This is a genomic window from Embleya sp. NPDC055664, assembly GCF_053618075.1.
Map to the genome: position 1 here is coordinate 152061 of NZ_JBSHGZ010000022.1, position 14970 is coordinate 167030.

Annotated in this window: 11 protein-coding genes; 8 read left to right on the forward strand and 3 right to left on the reverse strand. The window is 72.6% G+C overall.

Going from position 1 to position 14970, the window contains the following annotated elements:
* Positions 1-69 precede the first annotated feature (69 nt).
* From ACWGR4_RS30100 to ACWGR4_RS30125, 6 genes are all read left to right on the forward strand, one after another.
* Entirely contained in the window at positions 70-1530 is a 1461-nt protein-coding gene (locus ACWGR4_RS30100; RefSeq protein ID WP_452133771.1) for an aminotransferase-like domain-containing protein, read from the forward strand.
* Positions 1531-1612: 82 nt separating this feature from the next.
* On the forward strand, positions 1613-2602 hold the full coding sequence (locus tag ACWGR4_RS30105; RefSeq protein WP_452133774.1) for an aldo/keto reductase: 990 nt from the start codon (positions 1613-1615) through the stop codon (positions 2600-2602).
* 171 nt (positions 2603-2773) lie between these two features.
* Positions 2774-3478 carry a TetR/AcrR family transcriptional regulator gene (locus ACWGR4_RS30110; protein ID WP_380003649.1) on the forward strand — a complete coding sequence of 235 codons (705 nt, stop codon included), beginning with the start codon at positions 2774-2776 and terminating at the stop codon, positions 3476-3478.
* Positions 3479-3707: 229 nt separating this feature from the next.
* Positions 3708-5243 (forward strand): MFS transporter, encoded by a 1536-nt coding sequence (locus ACWGR4_RS30115; protein ID WP_452133770.1) that lies wholly within the window; start codon positions 3708-3710, stop codon positions 5241-5243.
* 408 nt (positions 5244-5651) lie between these two features.
* Positions 5652-6521: an ABC transporter ATP-binding protein gene (locus ACWGR4_RS30120; RefSeq protein ID WP_380003651.1), complete on the forward strand. Its 870-nt coding sequence runs from the start codon at positions 5652-5654 to the stop codon at positions 6519-6521.
* Positions 6521-9064, forward strand: a complete 2544-nt coding sequence (locus ACWGR4_RS30125; RefSeq protein WP_452134273.1) for an FtsX-like permease family protein — start codon at positions 6521-6523, stop codon at positions 9062-9064. The genes ACWGR4_RS30120 and ACWGR4_RS30125 overlap by 1 nt, the downstream gene beginning before the upstream one ends.
* A gap of 83 nt (positions 9065-9147) precedes the next feature.
* Here ACWGR4_RS30125 and ACWGR4_RS30130 read toward each other — a convergent pair whose 3' ends face one another.
* Positions 9148-10140, reverse strand: a complete 993-nt coding sequence (locus ACWGR4_RS30130; protein WP_452133833.1) for an AsnC family transcriptional regulator — start codon at positions 10138-10140, stop codon at positions 9148-9150.
* An 85-nt stretch (positions 10141-10225) separates the two neighbouring features.
* Between ACWGR4_RS30130 and ACWGR4_RS30135 the strand changes: the two genes are divergently transcribed.
* Positions 10226-11665, forward strand: a complete 1440-nt coding sequence (locus ACWGR4_RS30135) for a UbiD family decarboxylase (RefSeq protein ID WP_452133834.1) — start codon at positions 10226-10228, stop codon at positions 11663-11665.
* A 29-nt stretch (positions 11666-11694) separates the two neighbouring features.
* The gene (locus ACWGR4_RS30140; protein ID WP_452133835.1) at positions 11695-12303 is read left to right on the forward strand and encodes a UbiX family flavin prenyltransferase; all 609 of its coding nucleotides are present in this window, start codon (positions 11695-11697) and stop codon (positions 12301-12303) included.
* 45 nt (positions 12304-12348) lie between these two features.
* Here the strand turns inward: ACWGR4_RS30140 and ACWGR4_RS30145 are convergent, their stop codons facing one another.
* Entirely contained in the window at positions 12349-13572 is a 1224-nt protein-coding gene (locus tag ACWGR4_RS30145; protein WP_380003656.1) for a YVTN family beta-propeller repeat protein, read from the reverse strand.
* A complete protein-coding gene (locus tag ACWGR4_RS30150; RefSeq protein WP_452133839.1) occupies positions 13572-14381 on the reverse strand; it encodes a polysaccharide deacetylase family protein in 810 nt (269 codons plus the stop codon). Before ACWGR4_RS30150 ends, ACWGR4_RS30145 begins: the two co-directional genes overlap by 1 nt.
* Between the last annotated feature and the right edge of the window lie 589 nt (positions 14382-14970).

Here is a 14970-nt window from a genome sequence, read left to right on the forward strand (position 1 = left end):
CACGGGCCGCCCGCTGTGCCGACCAGCGTGCCCGTTGTCGGGTGCCCGAGACAGTGCCAATCTGACCGAATGGACCAGGATCCCGAATGGTGGGTGCGGATCGCCCTCGACGACTGGCGCTCCCGTACCGGACCGCGCCACCGGCGGATCACCGAGGCGCTGGCCGAGGCGATCGAGCGCGGCGTGGCCGGGGCCGGCACCCGGTTGCCCGCCGAACGCCCGCTCGCGGACGCCCTCGGGGTCGGCCGCGGCACCGTGGTGCGCGCCTACGAGACGCTGGCCGAGGCCGGCCTGGTGTCCCGTCGCCAGGGCGCCGGCACCTTTGTCGAACGCCGGCCCGGATGGAGCCGGCCCACCGTCGCCGCGCCCGTCCGCCGCCTGGTCGCCGACGACGAGGTGGTGGACCTGTCCCGCTCCGTACCGGCCGGCACCGGCCACCTGCCGCCGGTGGACGACACGATCGCGCTGTCCGGTCGGGACGGCCACGGGCGGTATCCCGGCGGCCTGCCCGAGTTGCGCGAGGCCCTGGCCGCGCACCTGACCGCGCACCTGGACCTGCCGACCACCGCCGAGCAGGTGATCGTGACCGCCGGCGCGCGACACGCGTGGTCCCTGGTGATCGCGGCGCTGGTCTCGCCCGGCCGCCCCGTACTCACCGGCTGCCCGACCACACCCGGCTTCGCGGCCTCCGTCACCGCCGCCGGGGGCCGCCCGATCGGCATCGGCGTGGACCCCGGCGGCCTGGACGTATCCGCCGTCGACCGAGCCGCCGCCCGCCTGCACGCACCGCTGATCCTGGTCGCCTCCCCAGCCCACGACCCGACCGGCGCCCCGCTGTCCGCCCCCCGCCGCCGAGCGCTGCTCGCGCCGGCCCACACGAGAAACGCGATCCTCCTCGAAAACCTCTCCGAAGCCGCCCTGGACCTCCCCGCACCTCCCGACAACCGCACCACGCCTTCCGCCGACGTCCCCGCACCCCGCGCCGACCGCCTCGCCCCCCTCGCCGCCGCCGATGACGCGGTGATCGCCGTCGGGTCGATGTCGAAGATGTTCTGGGCCGGGTTGGGGATCGGGTGGCTTCGGGTGCCGGACGCGCTGCGCGGTTACCTCGCGCAGACCGCCGCGACCGCCGCCGTGGCGCCGAGTGTGCCCGCGCAGGTGGTGGCCGCCCGGCTGCTGCGCGCCGCCGACGCCGGCTGGCAGGAGGGGCTGCGCCGGACTCTGGCCGAGCGCCGCGACCTGCTGCTCGCTCTGGTGGCCGAGCAGTTGCCCGCCTGGCGGGTGACCGCGCCGCGCGCCGGCCTGTCGATGTGGGCCGAGTTGCCGGTCGCGGACAGTACGACCTTCGTACACCTGGCCGCACGCTACGGCGTCCTGGTCGCCCCCGGCGCCGCCGCGTGTGTGGACGGCCGCCATCACCACGGCGTACGGCTGTCCTTCGCCGAGTCGGCCGACACCCTGGAAACCGCCGTCGACCGACTGACCGCGGCCTGGGAGGAACACACCCGCCGACTGGCGGCCGGCCGCTGACCGAAGGGGTGGTTGCCCCCGTCCGCGCCTGGGCAGCGACAAGGACATGACCTCCACCACGACCTCCGCCGCCACGCCCGAAATGCCCTACACGCAGCTCGGGCGTACCGGGCTGACCGTCGGCCGGCTCGCCCTCGGCACGATGAACTTCGGTCCGGCCACCGACGAGGACGAGAGCGGCCGGATCATGGACGCCGCGCTCGACGCCGGTATCAACCTCTTCGACACCGCCGACGTGTACGGCCGCGACCAGGTCGCCGGCACCGGTGCCCGCGGCGCGACCGAGGAGATCGTCGGCCGCTGGCTGGCCCGGGGCGACCACCGCGACCGCGTCGTGCTGGCCACGAAGGTCTACGGCTCGTGGGGCGAGTGGCCCAACTCCGGCGGCCTGAACGCCCGGCACATCCGCCGCGCCTGCGAGGACAGCCTGCGCCGGCTGGGCACCGACCACATCGACCTCTACCAGATGCACCACATCGACCGCCGGGTGCCGTGGGAGGAATTGTGGCAGGCGATGGACCTGCTGGTCGCTCAGGGCAAGGTGCTCTACGTCGGCTCGTCCAACTTCGCCGGCTGGCATCTTGCGCAGGCTCAGGAGGCCGCCGCCCGGCGGCCCACGCTCGGCCTGGTCAGCGAGCAGTGCCTGTACAACCTGGCCCAGCGCGCTGCCGAGGCCGAGGTGCTGCCGGCCGCGCGGGCGTACGGGATCGGCGTTCTGCCGTGGTCGCCGCTCCAGGGCGGCCTGCTCGGCGGCGTCCTGGCCGCGGAGCGCGACGGCGACCGACACCGCCGCGGCGCCGGCCGGGTCACCGCACAGCTGGCGGAGCGACGCGACCAGGTGCAGGCGTACGAGAACCTGTGTGCCAAGATCGGCGTCCCGCCGGGCGACGTCGCCCTGGCCTGGCTGCTCACCCGCCCCGAGGTGACCGCGCCGATCGTCGGCCCCCGTACGCTCGGCCAGCTGGAGTCGGCGCTGCGCGCGCTGCGGGTCGAACTGGACGCCGACACCCTGGCCGAACTCGACCGGATCTTTCCCGGCCCGGGGCCTTCCCCGGAGTCTTTTGCCTGGTAGGAGACCGATGGGGGAGGGATCGTAGGCGCGATCGAGATGGTGTGACGCAGGTTACAGAGCCTCTCGAAATATCCGGGGACTTCCTGTCCGTTTAACCGAGCGGATCGACAATCGGGGAATCACTCCCCGGTTACCCGTCGGGTAACGGCAGACAAGGGAAGGAGCCGGATCATGGGCAGCACACTCACCGACCGCGTCACCATCATCGACGTCGTCGAGGATCGGGGTCCGAAGCTTCGTGCCGATGCCCGACGCAATCGCGAGCGGATCATCGCCGCGGCCCGCGAGATGTACGTCGAACACGGCGCCGAGGTGCCGTTCGACGAGGTCGCGCGGCGCGCGGGGGTCGGCAACGCGACCCTGTACCGCCACTTCGCCGACCGCGGCGAACTCGCCCACCGGGTGATCCTCTCCGTCCTGGAGCGCATCACCGAGCACGGCGAGCGCGCCGCGGCCGAGGAGTCGCGGGCCTTCGCGGCCCTGCGACGCTTCGCGCACGCCGCGACGGAGGAACGGATCGGGGCGCTGTGCACGCTGATGTCCGACACCGTGGACAAGGCGCACCCCGAGCTGATCGCGGCCCGGAACCGCCTGGAGGACCTGGTCGAGTCGTTGATGGCACGAGCTCGCGTCGAGGGCCTGCTGCGCGCCGACATCGGCTCGGGCGACCTGCTGGTCGCGATCACCCAACTCACCCGACCGCTGCCCGGGATGGGCGGCTGCGTGGCGAACGACGCCTTCGCGCATCGGCACCTCGACGTGCTGCTCGACGGCCTGCGCGTATCGGACCCCACTCCGCTCTCCGGCGCCGTCGTGACGATCCGAGACCTGGACCACCTGAAGAAGGAGGGCGAGGCCCGGCCGACCCGGTCCTGACGTGCCCCAGCGACTTCCGCGTGTCCCCGACCGCCTCGTGTCCGCCCCGCGGCCGCGTACCGACGACCTCTCCTCGTGAGCGCGTACCGACAGCGACCTGTCGCGTGAGCGCGTACCGATAACGAACCTCGCACCTGCCGCTCGCCTCCTCCGCGCGAGCGAGGGCGCGCGCACCGTCCATTCCGCGACGCCCACCGTCGCGTCACACCCCCCAAGAGTGAGTACTTCCATGTCTCAAACCGCTCCGGCCGTGTCCGCCGCCCCCGATTCCAGGCGCTGGAAAGCGCTCATCTTCATCGCGATCGCCCAGCTGATGGTCGTCCTCGACGGCACGATCGTGAACATCGCGCTGCCGTCCGCCCAGACCGACCTGGGCATCTCCGACGGCAACAAACAATGGGTGATCACCGCTTACGCCCTCGCCTTCGGCGGCCTGCTGCTGTTCGGCGGCCGGATCGCCGACCTGTGGGGTCGGCGCCGTACCTTCATCGTCGGCCTGATCGGCTTCGCCGCGGCCTCCGCGCTGGGCGGCATAGCCCAGAACACCGGCCTGCTCCTGGGCGCCCGCGCGCTTCAGGGCATCTTCGGTGCGCTGCTCGCCCCGTCCGCACTGTCCCTGCTCGCGGTGATGTTCACCGACGCCAAGGAACGTGCCAAGGCGTTCGGCATCTTCGGCGCGATCGCCGGTGGTGGTGGTGCGGTCGGCCTGATCCTGGGCGGCGTGCTCACCGAATACATGAACTGGCGTTGGACGTTCTTCGTCAACATCCCGTTCGCCGTGGTCGCCGCGACCGGTGCGGTCATGGTCATCCGCGAGCCCGCCGGCGCCCGCAACCGTTCGCCGCTGGACATCCCCGGCGTGCTGCTGTCCTCGCTCGGCCTTGGCACCCTGGTCTACGCCTTCACCCGCGCCGAGAGCCACGGCTGGGCCGCGAGCAGCACGATCGGCCTGTTCGTCGCCGCCGCGGTGCTGCTCCTGGCGTTCGTCGCGGTGGAGGCGCGGGTCAAGGCCCCGCTGCTGCCGCTGCGGGTGGTCGCCGAGCGCAACCGGGCCGGCATCTACCTCTCGCTCGGCCTCGCGATCATCGCGATGTTCGGCATGTTCCTGTTCCTCACCTACTACCTCCAGATCGTCAAGGGCTTCTCGCCGGTCAAGACCGGCCTGGCGTTCCTGCCGATGATCGCGGGCATGATCACCGGCTCCACCCAGATCGGCGCGCGCCTGATGACCCGGGTTCCGGCCCGACTGCTGATGGGTCCGGGCTTCCTGACCGCGGGCATCGGCATGCTGATGCTCACCCAGATCGAGGTCGGCAGCTCCTACGCCGGGCTGATCCTGCCCGCGCAGATCCTGCTCGGCCTGGGCATGGGTACCGCGTTCATGCCGGCGATGAGCCTGGCCACCTACGGTGTGCAGCCTCGGGACGCGGGCGTCGCCTCGGCCATGGTCAACACCTCGCAGCAGGTCGGCGGCGCGATCGGTACGGCGCTGCTGAACACCATCGCGGCCAGCGCGACCACGTCCTACGTGGCCTCGCACGCGGTCGGCTCCGGCGGCCTGGAGCAGCTGAAGATGCAGGCCATGGTGCACGGCTTCGCCACCGCGATCTGGTGGGCGGTCGGGATCCTGGCGCTGGCGTCGGCGATCGCGTTCACGTTCATCACCGTCGGGCACGGCGACAGCAAGCCGGTCGCGTCGGGCGGCAAGGACGGGGAGACGGACGCGGACGCGGACGAGATCGCGGTGCCGGTGCTGGTGCACTGATCGCGCGGTACGTGAGCCGCGGTACGTAGTGGAGGGCCCCATCGCCGAATCGGCGATGGGGCCCTCGCCGTTCGTGCGGGCGAGCCCAACCGGGTCGAGCGTTCGTCACGCGGCGGCGGCCCGCAACTTGTCGTACGCGCCGCGCGCCGCCTTGACGTCGCCGCCGATGTCGAACCCCCCGAAGCGAGCCGGGTGCGGTTGCGGTCCGGCCCCCGGGGGCGCCGGCCCCGTGTGGAGCGGGCCATGGCCCTGGTGCCGGGGTTGGGGCGGGTTGGTACAGCTCACGGGCCCTCGGGGGTGGGGGCAGGCCCACCCCCGTTCGGCCCGCCTTCCCCATGTTCCGGGGCTCCTGGTCTCCGTAGCGTCGTGGGTATCGAATCCGATGTTCGTTTCTTTGTGGGAGGCACCATGTTCGGGCGAGGCAAGCGAGGCGACCGGCGGGCGCGGACGGGACCCGTCGTACCTCCCCGCCCGGACCACGACACGTTCGGTGCGCCGCCGCACCCGTTGCACACCCCCCGCACCCACACCTCCGCCGTCCGGCTCGAAGCCGTCGCCAAGGCGTACGGGCGCGGTGCCGAGGCGGTGCATGCGCTGCGCGGGGTCGACCTCGACATCCCCCGGGGCACGTTCACCGCCGTCATGGGCCCCTCCGGATCCGGGAAGAGCACGTTCCTGCACTGCGCCGCCGGGCTCGACAAGCCCGACTCGGGGCGGGTGCTGCTGGGGGACGACGACCTCACCGCGATGAACGAGAACCAGCTCACCCGGCTGCGCCGGACCCGGCTCGGCTTCGTGTTCCAGGCGTTCAACCTGCTGCCGTCGCTGACGGTGGAGAAGAACGTACTGCTCCCGCTGCGCCTCGCGGGACAGCGGCCGGAACGCGGCCGGGCCGCCGAGGTGTTGGGCATGGTCGGACTGCACGAGCACGCGGGCCGCCGACCCGCGCAGCTGTCCGGCGGCCAGCAGCAGCGCGTCGCCATCGCCCGCGCGCTGGTCACCCGGCCCGACGTGCTGTTCGCCGACGAGCCGACCGGCGCGCTCGACACCACGACCGCCGCCGAGGTGCTGGCGCTGCTGCGTCGGGCCGTCGACGACACCGGCGCCACCGTCGTGATGGTCACCCACGACCCGGTCGCCGCCTCCTACGCGGACCGGGTCGTCTTCCTGGCCGAGGGCAACCTCGCCGGCCACCTCCACGCGCCCACCCCCGAGGCGGTCGCGGCCCGGATGGTCGGCCTGTCCCAGCCCGCCCGCGCCCAGGGGCGGGCCGCCTGATGGGCCGTCCCAACGGGCTCGCCCGCACCTCCGTACGCTTTCGGCCCGCCTCGTTCGCCGGCTCCTTCGTCGCCCTGCTGTTCGCCGCCATGCTCGTCACGATGTGCGGGATCTTCCTGGAGAGCGGAATCCGCGCCCACGTACCGGCCGGCCGCTACGCCGACACCCCCATCGTGGTCGCCGGGCCGACCACCACGAGCAAGACCTTCGGCAGCGGCGAGGACAAGGAGAACGTGAAGGTCGCGCTGCCCGAGCGGGCCCGCGTCGACGCCGCGCTCGCCGCCCGGATCGCGGCCGTACCCGGTGTCGCCGCGGTCCTGCCCGACCTGACCTTCCCCGCGCAGACCCCCACCGCCGTACTCGACGCGCACCCCTGGTCCGCCGCCCGCCTGGCCGGCACCCCGCACGACGGCGCCGCGCCGCGGCCCGGCGAAGCGGTACTGACCACCGAGGCCGCGCACCGGATCGGCGCCGGCGCGACCACCGGCGGCACGGTCCGGGTGACCACGCCCGCCGGCGAGGTCCCGCTGCGCGTGTCGGCCGTACTCCCCGGCACCGACGCCCGGCTCTACGTCGCCGACACCGAGGCCGCGCGCCTGGCGGGCAACCCCGGCAAGGTGACCGCGTTCGGCGTACTGCTCGCCGACCACACCTCGACCGGCAAGGTCGCCGGCGAGTTGCGCAAGGTGCTCAAGGGCACCGGCGCCGAGGTCCGCACCGGCGACGGGCGCGGCGAGGTGGAACACCCCGGCCTGGGCGACACCAAGGAACTGCTCATCGGCGTCGGCGCGTCCTTCGGCGGCATCGTCGCCGCGGTCGCGGTCTTCGTCGTGGCCGGCTCCACCTCGCTGTCCGTGGCCCAGCGGCGCCGCGACTTCGCGCTGCTGCGCGCGGTCGGCGCCACCCCCTGGCAGATCCGCCGGATGATCGCCACCGAGACCGCGATGGTCTCCCTGCTCGCCGGCCTGGCCGGCGTGCTCCCCGGGACGCTGCTCGCCCGCTGGTGGTTCGACACCATGGTCGGCCGCGGCATGATCGAGGACGGCGTCACCCTCGCCGTCGGCCCGGTCCCGATGCTGGTCGCGGTCGGCGCGGGCCTGCTCTCCGCGCTGCTCGCCGGCCTGATGGCGGCGCGCGCCAGTGCGCGGACCAAGCCGACCGAGGCGCTGGGCGAGGCGGGAGTCGAGCGGGCCCGGGTCGGCTGGGTCCGGCTGGTCCTGGGCCTCGTTGCGCTGGCCGGCGGCGGCGTACTCTCCGGCATCGCCATGAAGGCCACCGGCGACCAGGCGGTCGGCGCGGCGGGCGGCGTGATCATGCTGTTCATGCTCGGCGTCGGACTGCTCGGCCCGCTGATCGCCCACCTGTTCGTGTACGCGACCGGATTCCTCCTGCGCCTGTTCGGCGCCCCCGGCCGGCTCGCCTTCGACAACGCCCGCACCAACTCGCGCCGACTCGCCTCGGCGATCACCCCGATCACCCTCACCGTCGCCTTCGCGACCACGCTGATGTTCATGTTCGCCGCGCAGGACCACTACAGCGAGAAGCAGTCCAAGGCCGCGCTGACCGCCGACCGGGTGATCGGCGGACCCGGATTCCCGGCCGGCACCACCACCGAGATCGCCCGCGTGCCCGGGGTCGCCGCGGTGACCTCCGTACTGGCCACCAACGTGGTCATGGCCGGCTCCGACGACCTGCAGAAGTATTCGACCCAGGGCATCGGCGGCACCGACACCGACCTGGCCCGCGTGCTCGACCTGGGGGTACGTGCCGGCAGCACCGACGCGCTGCGCCCCGGCGCCGCGCAGCCGCCCGGCGGTGCGGTGGCGATGGACCGGCTCACCGCCGACACGGTCAAGGCCCGGCTCGGCAAGCCGATCGAGATCCGGCTCGGCGACGGCACCCGGATCAAGCCGACCCTGGTCGCCACCTACGACCGCGGCCTCGGTACCGCCGCCGTCACCCTCCCGCGCGCCACCGTGGAACACCACGTCGACGCCGCCCTGGACACCCGCCTGCTGGTACGCCTCGCCGACCGGGCCGACCCGGCCGCCGTGGATGCCGCACTCGCCAAGGTCGCGCGGGCCCACCCCGACACCCGGATCTCCGACCGGGCCGGCTACGCCGCGGAACGCGACCAGGACCGCGAGACCAACAAGTGGACCAACCAGGTGATGCTGGTCATCCTCGCGGGCTTCGCGACCATCGCCGCGGTCAACACGATGATCGTGTCCACCGTCGCCCGGCGCCGCGAACTCGGTCTGATGCGGATGATCGGCAGCACCCGCACCCAGGTTCGCGCGGTCGTCCGCGGCGAGGCCGCCCTGGTCGGGGTGATCGGGCTCGCGCTCGGCCTGACCATCGCGATGATCACCCTCGTCCCGTTCGGCAAGGGCGCGTTCGGCGAGAGCACCCCCTACGTGCCGGTCCCGCTGCTGCTGGGAATCAGCGCCGCCGCCCTGCTTCTGGCACCGCTGTCGGTCGCCCCGATCACCCGACGGCTCCTGCGCGTCGAACCGATCGACGCGGTGGGCGCGAAGCAGTAGCCGGGGAAACCGGCACCGGCTGACGGGGAGCGCCGAACCCGGCGCTCCCCGTCAGCCGTGTTCGGCGCTCTCCGGCCCCGCGTTCACCGCCCGCCCCGCCCCACCGCCCCCACCCGCTTGACCGTGCGGATGACCGGCGCCGTCTCCACCGCGTCGATGCCCGGGAGCGCGCCGATCCGGTCGGCGAGGTAGTCGTACAGTGCCTCGTCGCCGGCGCACAGCACGGTGGCGTACAGGTTGGTGCGGCCCGTGGTCGCCGCCGCGTAGGCCACCTCGGGGTGCTCGGCGAGCGCGGCGCCGGTGGCCGCCAGATACGCGGGCCGGACCGACATCCACATCGTGGTCGCCGTCGGATTGCCCAGCGGGCGCTCGTCCACCTCCAGGTCGAAGAACAACGCGCCGGCCCCACGCAGCTGCGCGATCCGGCGGCGCACCGTGGACTCGTGCCGGCGGACCTCGACGGCGAGCGCGGCGTGCGACGCGCGCCCGTCCCGGCCCAGCGCGGCGACCAGGGCGTGGTCGAACTCGCTCAGCTCCACCGGCGCCGTCCACGTGGTCGGCGGCGGGAACCCGGAGGCGAGCGCGTCCCGCTGAGCCCGGTCCAGGGCCGGTCGGCCGAGTACCCACGCGGGGCCGTCCCAGGAGGAGGGGCCGCCTTTGAACATGCGCAACAACCGATGCGCGTTGATCGAGAGCACCCGCCGCGCGGCCGGGATCCGGTCCAGGAGCAACGCGTCGCGGTCCGCGTCGTCGGCGCCGGCCGCCACCAGGTGGCAGATGATCTCCGTACCGCCCGAGGCCAGCCGGACCCAGCGGGTGTCCTCCCGCTCGGCCAACGCCCGGGCCAGCCCGAGCGCTGCGCTGGGCACGCACCGCAGCCGCAGCAGCCACACGGTCTGTCCCACCGGGCGGGGATTGAGCCGCCCGACCACGCGCAGCCCGGCCGTCTCGCGCAGCCGCGCGTAGTGCCGGGCGACCATCTGATCGGAGGCGTCGAGCACCGAGGCGATCCGGCGCAGCGGTGCCCGTCCGTCGATTCTCAGTGCATGGATCAGCTGCAAATCGAGGTATTCCACACATCCGAAGTCTATCCTCGGCGAAATCCGGCATCCGCGAGCAGGCTCGTTGCCGCCGCCCTCGGCCGCTTCGGATCCTCGTCCCATGAGCGCTTTCACGGATCTGCGGCACTACATCGAGCATCTGACCGAAACCCTCGGCTCCGACGAGGTCCGCCGCGTGGACGGCGCGGACCGGGACGCGGACATCGGCGGGATCACCGAGCTGATGGCGGAGCGCGAGGGGCCCGCGCTGCTGTTCGACAACATCCCGGGATTCCCGCCTGGGTACCGGGTGTTCACCAACTTCATGGGCACGGCGGCGCGGACCGCGGTAGCCCTGGGGCTGGCGCCGGACACTCCGAAGCTGGACATCGTCCGGGCCTGGAAGGACCTGGCCGGGCGGCTGGAGCCGATCCCGCCGGTGCGGGTGGAGACCGGTGCGGTCCTGGAGAACGTACTGGTCGGCGACGACGTCGACCTCGGCGTCTTCCCCACGCCGCAATGGCACGACGGCGACGGTGGTCGCTACATCGGCACCGCGTGCATGGTGATCACCCGCGACCCGGACACCGGCTGGGTCAACATCGGCACCTATCGGGCTTGCGTCCAGGGTCGGGATCGGCTGTCCCTGTGGATGCTGGGCAACCGGCATGCCCTGGCCATCGCGCGCAAGTACTGGGCGCGAGGGCAGACCTGTCCGATCGCCGTGGTGGTGGGCCAGGACCCGATCCTGTCCACCGCGGCGGCGATGGCGGCGCCCGCCGGGATGTCCGAGTACGACCTGGCCGGCGGGTTGCGCGGGCGCGGCGTGGAGGTGCTGCTGCCGCCGGGGAGCGAACTGCCCGTCCCGGCGCACGCGGAGATCGTGATCGAGGGCGAACTGCCGCCGGTCGAGGAGGAGTCGGTCCTGGAGGGCCCCTTCGGCGAGTGGACCGGCTACTACACGCACTCGGGTCGGGAGACCGTGGTGCGGGTGACCCGGATCCTGCACCGCGACGATCCGATCATCCTCGGTGCGCCGCCGATGTTGCCGACGGTGCCTGCCGGCGACCAGGCTGTACCGCTCTACTCGGCCTCGGTGACGTGGGAGCACCTGGAGGCGTCCGGGGTGCAGAACGTCAAGGGTGTGTGGGCGTACGCCCGGCAGTTGATGATGGTCGTCTCGATCGAGCAGACCGGTGCGGGCGACGCGATGCACGCGCTGTTCGCCGCGCTGGGCCGCAAGCGCACCGGCGGCATGGAGCGCTACTTCGTGGTGGTCGACGAGGACATCGACATCACCGACATCAATCACGTGTTGTGGGCGATGTTCACCCGGGTCGACCCGACGGAGTCGATCCAGGTGCTGCGCGCCCCGACCACCGCGATCGACCCGCGCCTGGCGCCGGAGCGGCGGGAGGCGGGGGATCTGTCGATGGGCGTCGTGCTGATCGACGCGTGCAAACCCTTCGCCTGGAAGGACCGATTCCCGGCGGCGAACCGCTTCGACGAGGCGACCCGTGAGGCGCTGCGTCGGCGCTGGAAGGGAGTCCTGCCCCTGTGACCAGCCCTTCGACTTCTCGGGAGCCCGCCGTGTCGACCGTTGCCCCCACCCGCCTCGTCGTCGGGATCACCGGCGCCACCGGCGCGCCGATCGCCGTTCGCCTTCTGGAGGTATTGCGTGAGTTGCCGCAGGTGGAGACCCATCTCGTACTCAGCCCCTGGGGCCGCACCACGATCGGGGTGGAGACCCCGTACCCGGTTCGCAAGGTCGTCGAACTCGCCGATGCCACGCACCGGTTCGGCGAGTTGGGGGCGACCGTCTCGTCCGGGTCGTATCCGGTGTCGGGCATGGTCGTGGTCCCGTGCAGCATGAAGACGCTCGCGGCGATCCGGCACGGCTTCGCCGACAATCTGATCACCCGCGCGGCCGACGTCACGCTCAAGGAGCGCCGACCGCTGGTCCTGGTGCCCCGGGAGACGCCGCTGAGCGAGATTCATTTGGAGAACATGCTCGCCCTGGCCCGGATGGGTGCGCGGATCGTGCCGCCGATGCCGGCGTTCTACGACAACCCGGGCAGCGTCGCCGACATCGTCGACCACATCGTGATGCGGGTGCTGGACCAACTGGGGTTGCCCCCGGGGGAGACGGATCTCGCCGAGCGGTGGCCGGGGCTGGGCGACGTGCGCGGTCGGGACTGACCCGGGGGCGGCGAGGTACGGGCACTCCTCGCCGCCCCCCGGCGGTCAGCGGAAGACGCCGGTGTGGCCGAGCGAGTAGCGGCCCGGCTGCGGGTAGACGCACAGGCCGTGCGGGCCCACGCCGACCGGGATCCGGGCGAGCAGTTTCCCGTCGGTGGTGTCGATCGCGTACACCTCCTTGTTGTAGCGCCCGCTGAGCCACAACACCTTGCCGTCGGCGGACACCCCGCCCATGTCCGGGCTGCCGCCGCCGGGGAGTTCCCACTTGGCGGTCAGCGCGCCGGTGGCGAAGTCGAGCACCGAGATCGAGCCCTCGCCCCGGTTGGAGATGTACAGGCTCTTCGAATCGCGGCTGGGGTACAGGCCGTGCGCGCCCTTGCCGGTGCGCAGCCGGGTCGGGGTGTTGAAGGTGTCGCCGTCGAGCACCCACACGCCGTCGGCCATCATGTCGGCGATGTACCAGGTCTTGCCGTCGGGGGAGATCTTGACGTCCTGCGGCATCGAGCCCGACAGCGGGATCTTCTGCTTGGCCACCACCTTCATCTCGGCGGTGTCGACCTTGAGCAGTTCGCCGGAGAACTCGCAGGAGACGATGAAGTACTTGCCGTCGGGGGAGAAGTCCGCGTGGTTGACGCCCGCGCACTGGCTCGGCTCCGCCTTGACCACGGCCATCGTGTGCGCGTCGCGGAAGACCAACTGGCGGTCCATCGAAGCCATCACGACCGCGTACTTGCCGTCCGGGGTGAAGTAGAGGTTGTACGGGTCGTCCACCGGCACCGGCGCGCCGACCTTGCCGGTGGCCGGATCGAGCGGGGTGAGCGTGTCGCCGAGGTCGTTGTTGACCCACAACGTCTTCAAGTCCCAGGAGGGCACCACGTGTTGCGGCTGGTGCCCGACCTTGATCGTCTCGATCACCTTGTAGGTGGCCGGGTCGATCACGCTCACCGTGTTCGACTCGGTGTTGGGTACGTACACCCGCGACGGGAAACCCTTGACCGCGTCGGCGAGCATGCCGGGGCGGTCGGCGGCGTACAGGTCGTGCGGGTCCAGCGGTGGCGGCATGCCGGGCAGGAGGTTGGCCGGTTCGGGGGCCGGCTGCGCGGGGACCGGGGCGGCCTCCACCGGCGCGGCGGAGGTCTTGATCGGGGCGGGCTTCGCCGGGGTGTCCGTCGACGACCCGCACGCGGCGGAGGCGACCAGACAGCAGCCGGCCAGGAACAGCGCGATGCGGCCGGGGCGGCGGCGGGTGGGGGAGAGGTGAGTGGTCATCAGGTGACGAGCTCCGACATCGTGACCGCCCGCAGTCCGCGGGTGCGTAGGCCGTCGAGGATGGCGGGCATCGCGGCTACGGTGCCCGGGTGTCCGAAGTGCAGGCTGACCACCGAGCCTGGTCGCACCCCGTCGAGCACGGTGCGCGTGACGGCGGTGGGGCCGGGGTCGGTGAAATCCAGTGAGTCCAGGTCGTAGCCCAGGCAATGGGCATATCCGGCGCGCCGGGCCTGGGCGGAGACGACGGGCGTACAGTCCTCGGCCCGGGAGGGCCGGAACCAGCGTCCGATCGAGCCGGTGAGCCGCCTGAGCCGGTCGGCGCAGTCGGTGATCTCGGCGTAGGTGCGTTCGGCCGACATCGCGGAGATGTCGCCGTGGTTCATCGTGTGGTTACCCAGTTCGTGCCCACCGGCCAACACCCGCCCGGCCATGCGCGGTTGTTCGTCCAGCCACGACCCCACGGCCAGGACCGTCCCACGCGCCCCGGCCGCCTCCAGGAGGCCGAGCAGCGAGTCGGCGCTCTCCGCACTGCCCTGACCGTGGAAGGTCAGCGCCACGTTGGGCCGATCGGCGGGGCCGGAGGCGACGTGGAACGGCAGGTCGGCGGGCAGCGGCGGCGGTTCGGGAGCGGCGCCGGTGCGGGCGATGGGGCCGGAAGGCCCGGTCGGAGTCGGGGTGTTGCCGCCGGGTGCGGCGGCGGGGGAGCGGGTCGCCGAAGGGTGGGAGTCGTCGCCGCAGCCGCTCACGGCCGCGCCGAGCGCGGCCGCTCCGGCGAGACGTCGAAGCACGCTTCGGCGATCCAGAGGCATCACCCTCGCGACCTTACGGGCCGAAACCGGGAACGAACGGTATGTACACGTTCGATTACCGTACGTGTCGCGAGGTGGGTGCGGTAGGTGGGTGGGGCGTGCGGGTGGGGGGGAGTGGGGCGGCGCCCGGCCGGAGCGTTCCGTGCGTTGCCGCCGGCCGGGCCGCGTACCGGACCCGGACCCGAGGTGGACGGCCTCGGGGTGGGTGGGGTCCGGCGGACGATCAGTCGTGCAACTTGTGCAGCCAGAGGCCGACGCCCACGCCATTGCCGGTCAACACGCACACGTGGTTGTCGAACTTGCCGCGGTCGGCGTTCACCGCCGCGGTGCCCGCCTTGTTGCAGTTGTCGTAGGTCCAGTACCAGGTCTGGTATTCCCAGCAGGGCTTGTGGTTGCTGTTGTTCGAACAGTTCGGTGCCGGCTCGGTGTCGGCCGGGCGGCTCGGTGCCGCGGGGGCGTTGCGCTCGGCGGCGTGGGGGGGGGGGGGGCCCCCCCCCCCCCCCCCCCCCCCCCGGGGCGGGGGGGGGGGCGCCCCCCCCCCCCCCGCCCGCGAGTTAATAAAGGGGTGGGGATACCACCGAGAGGGGCG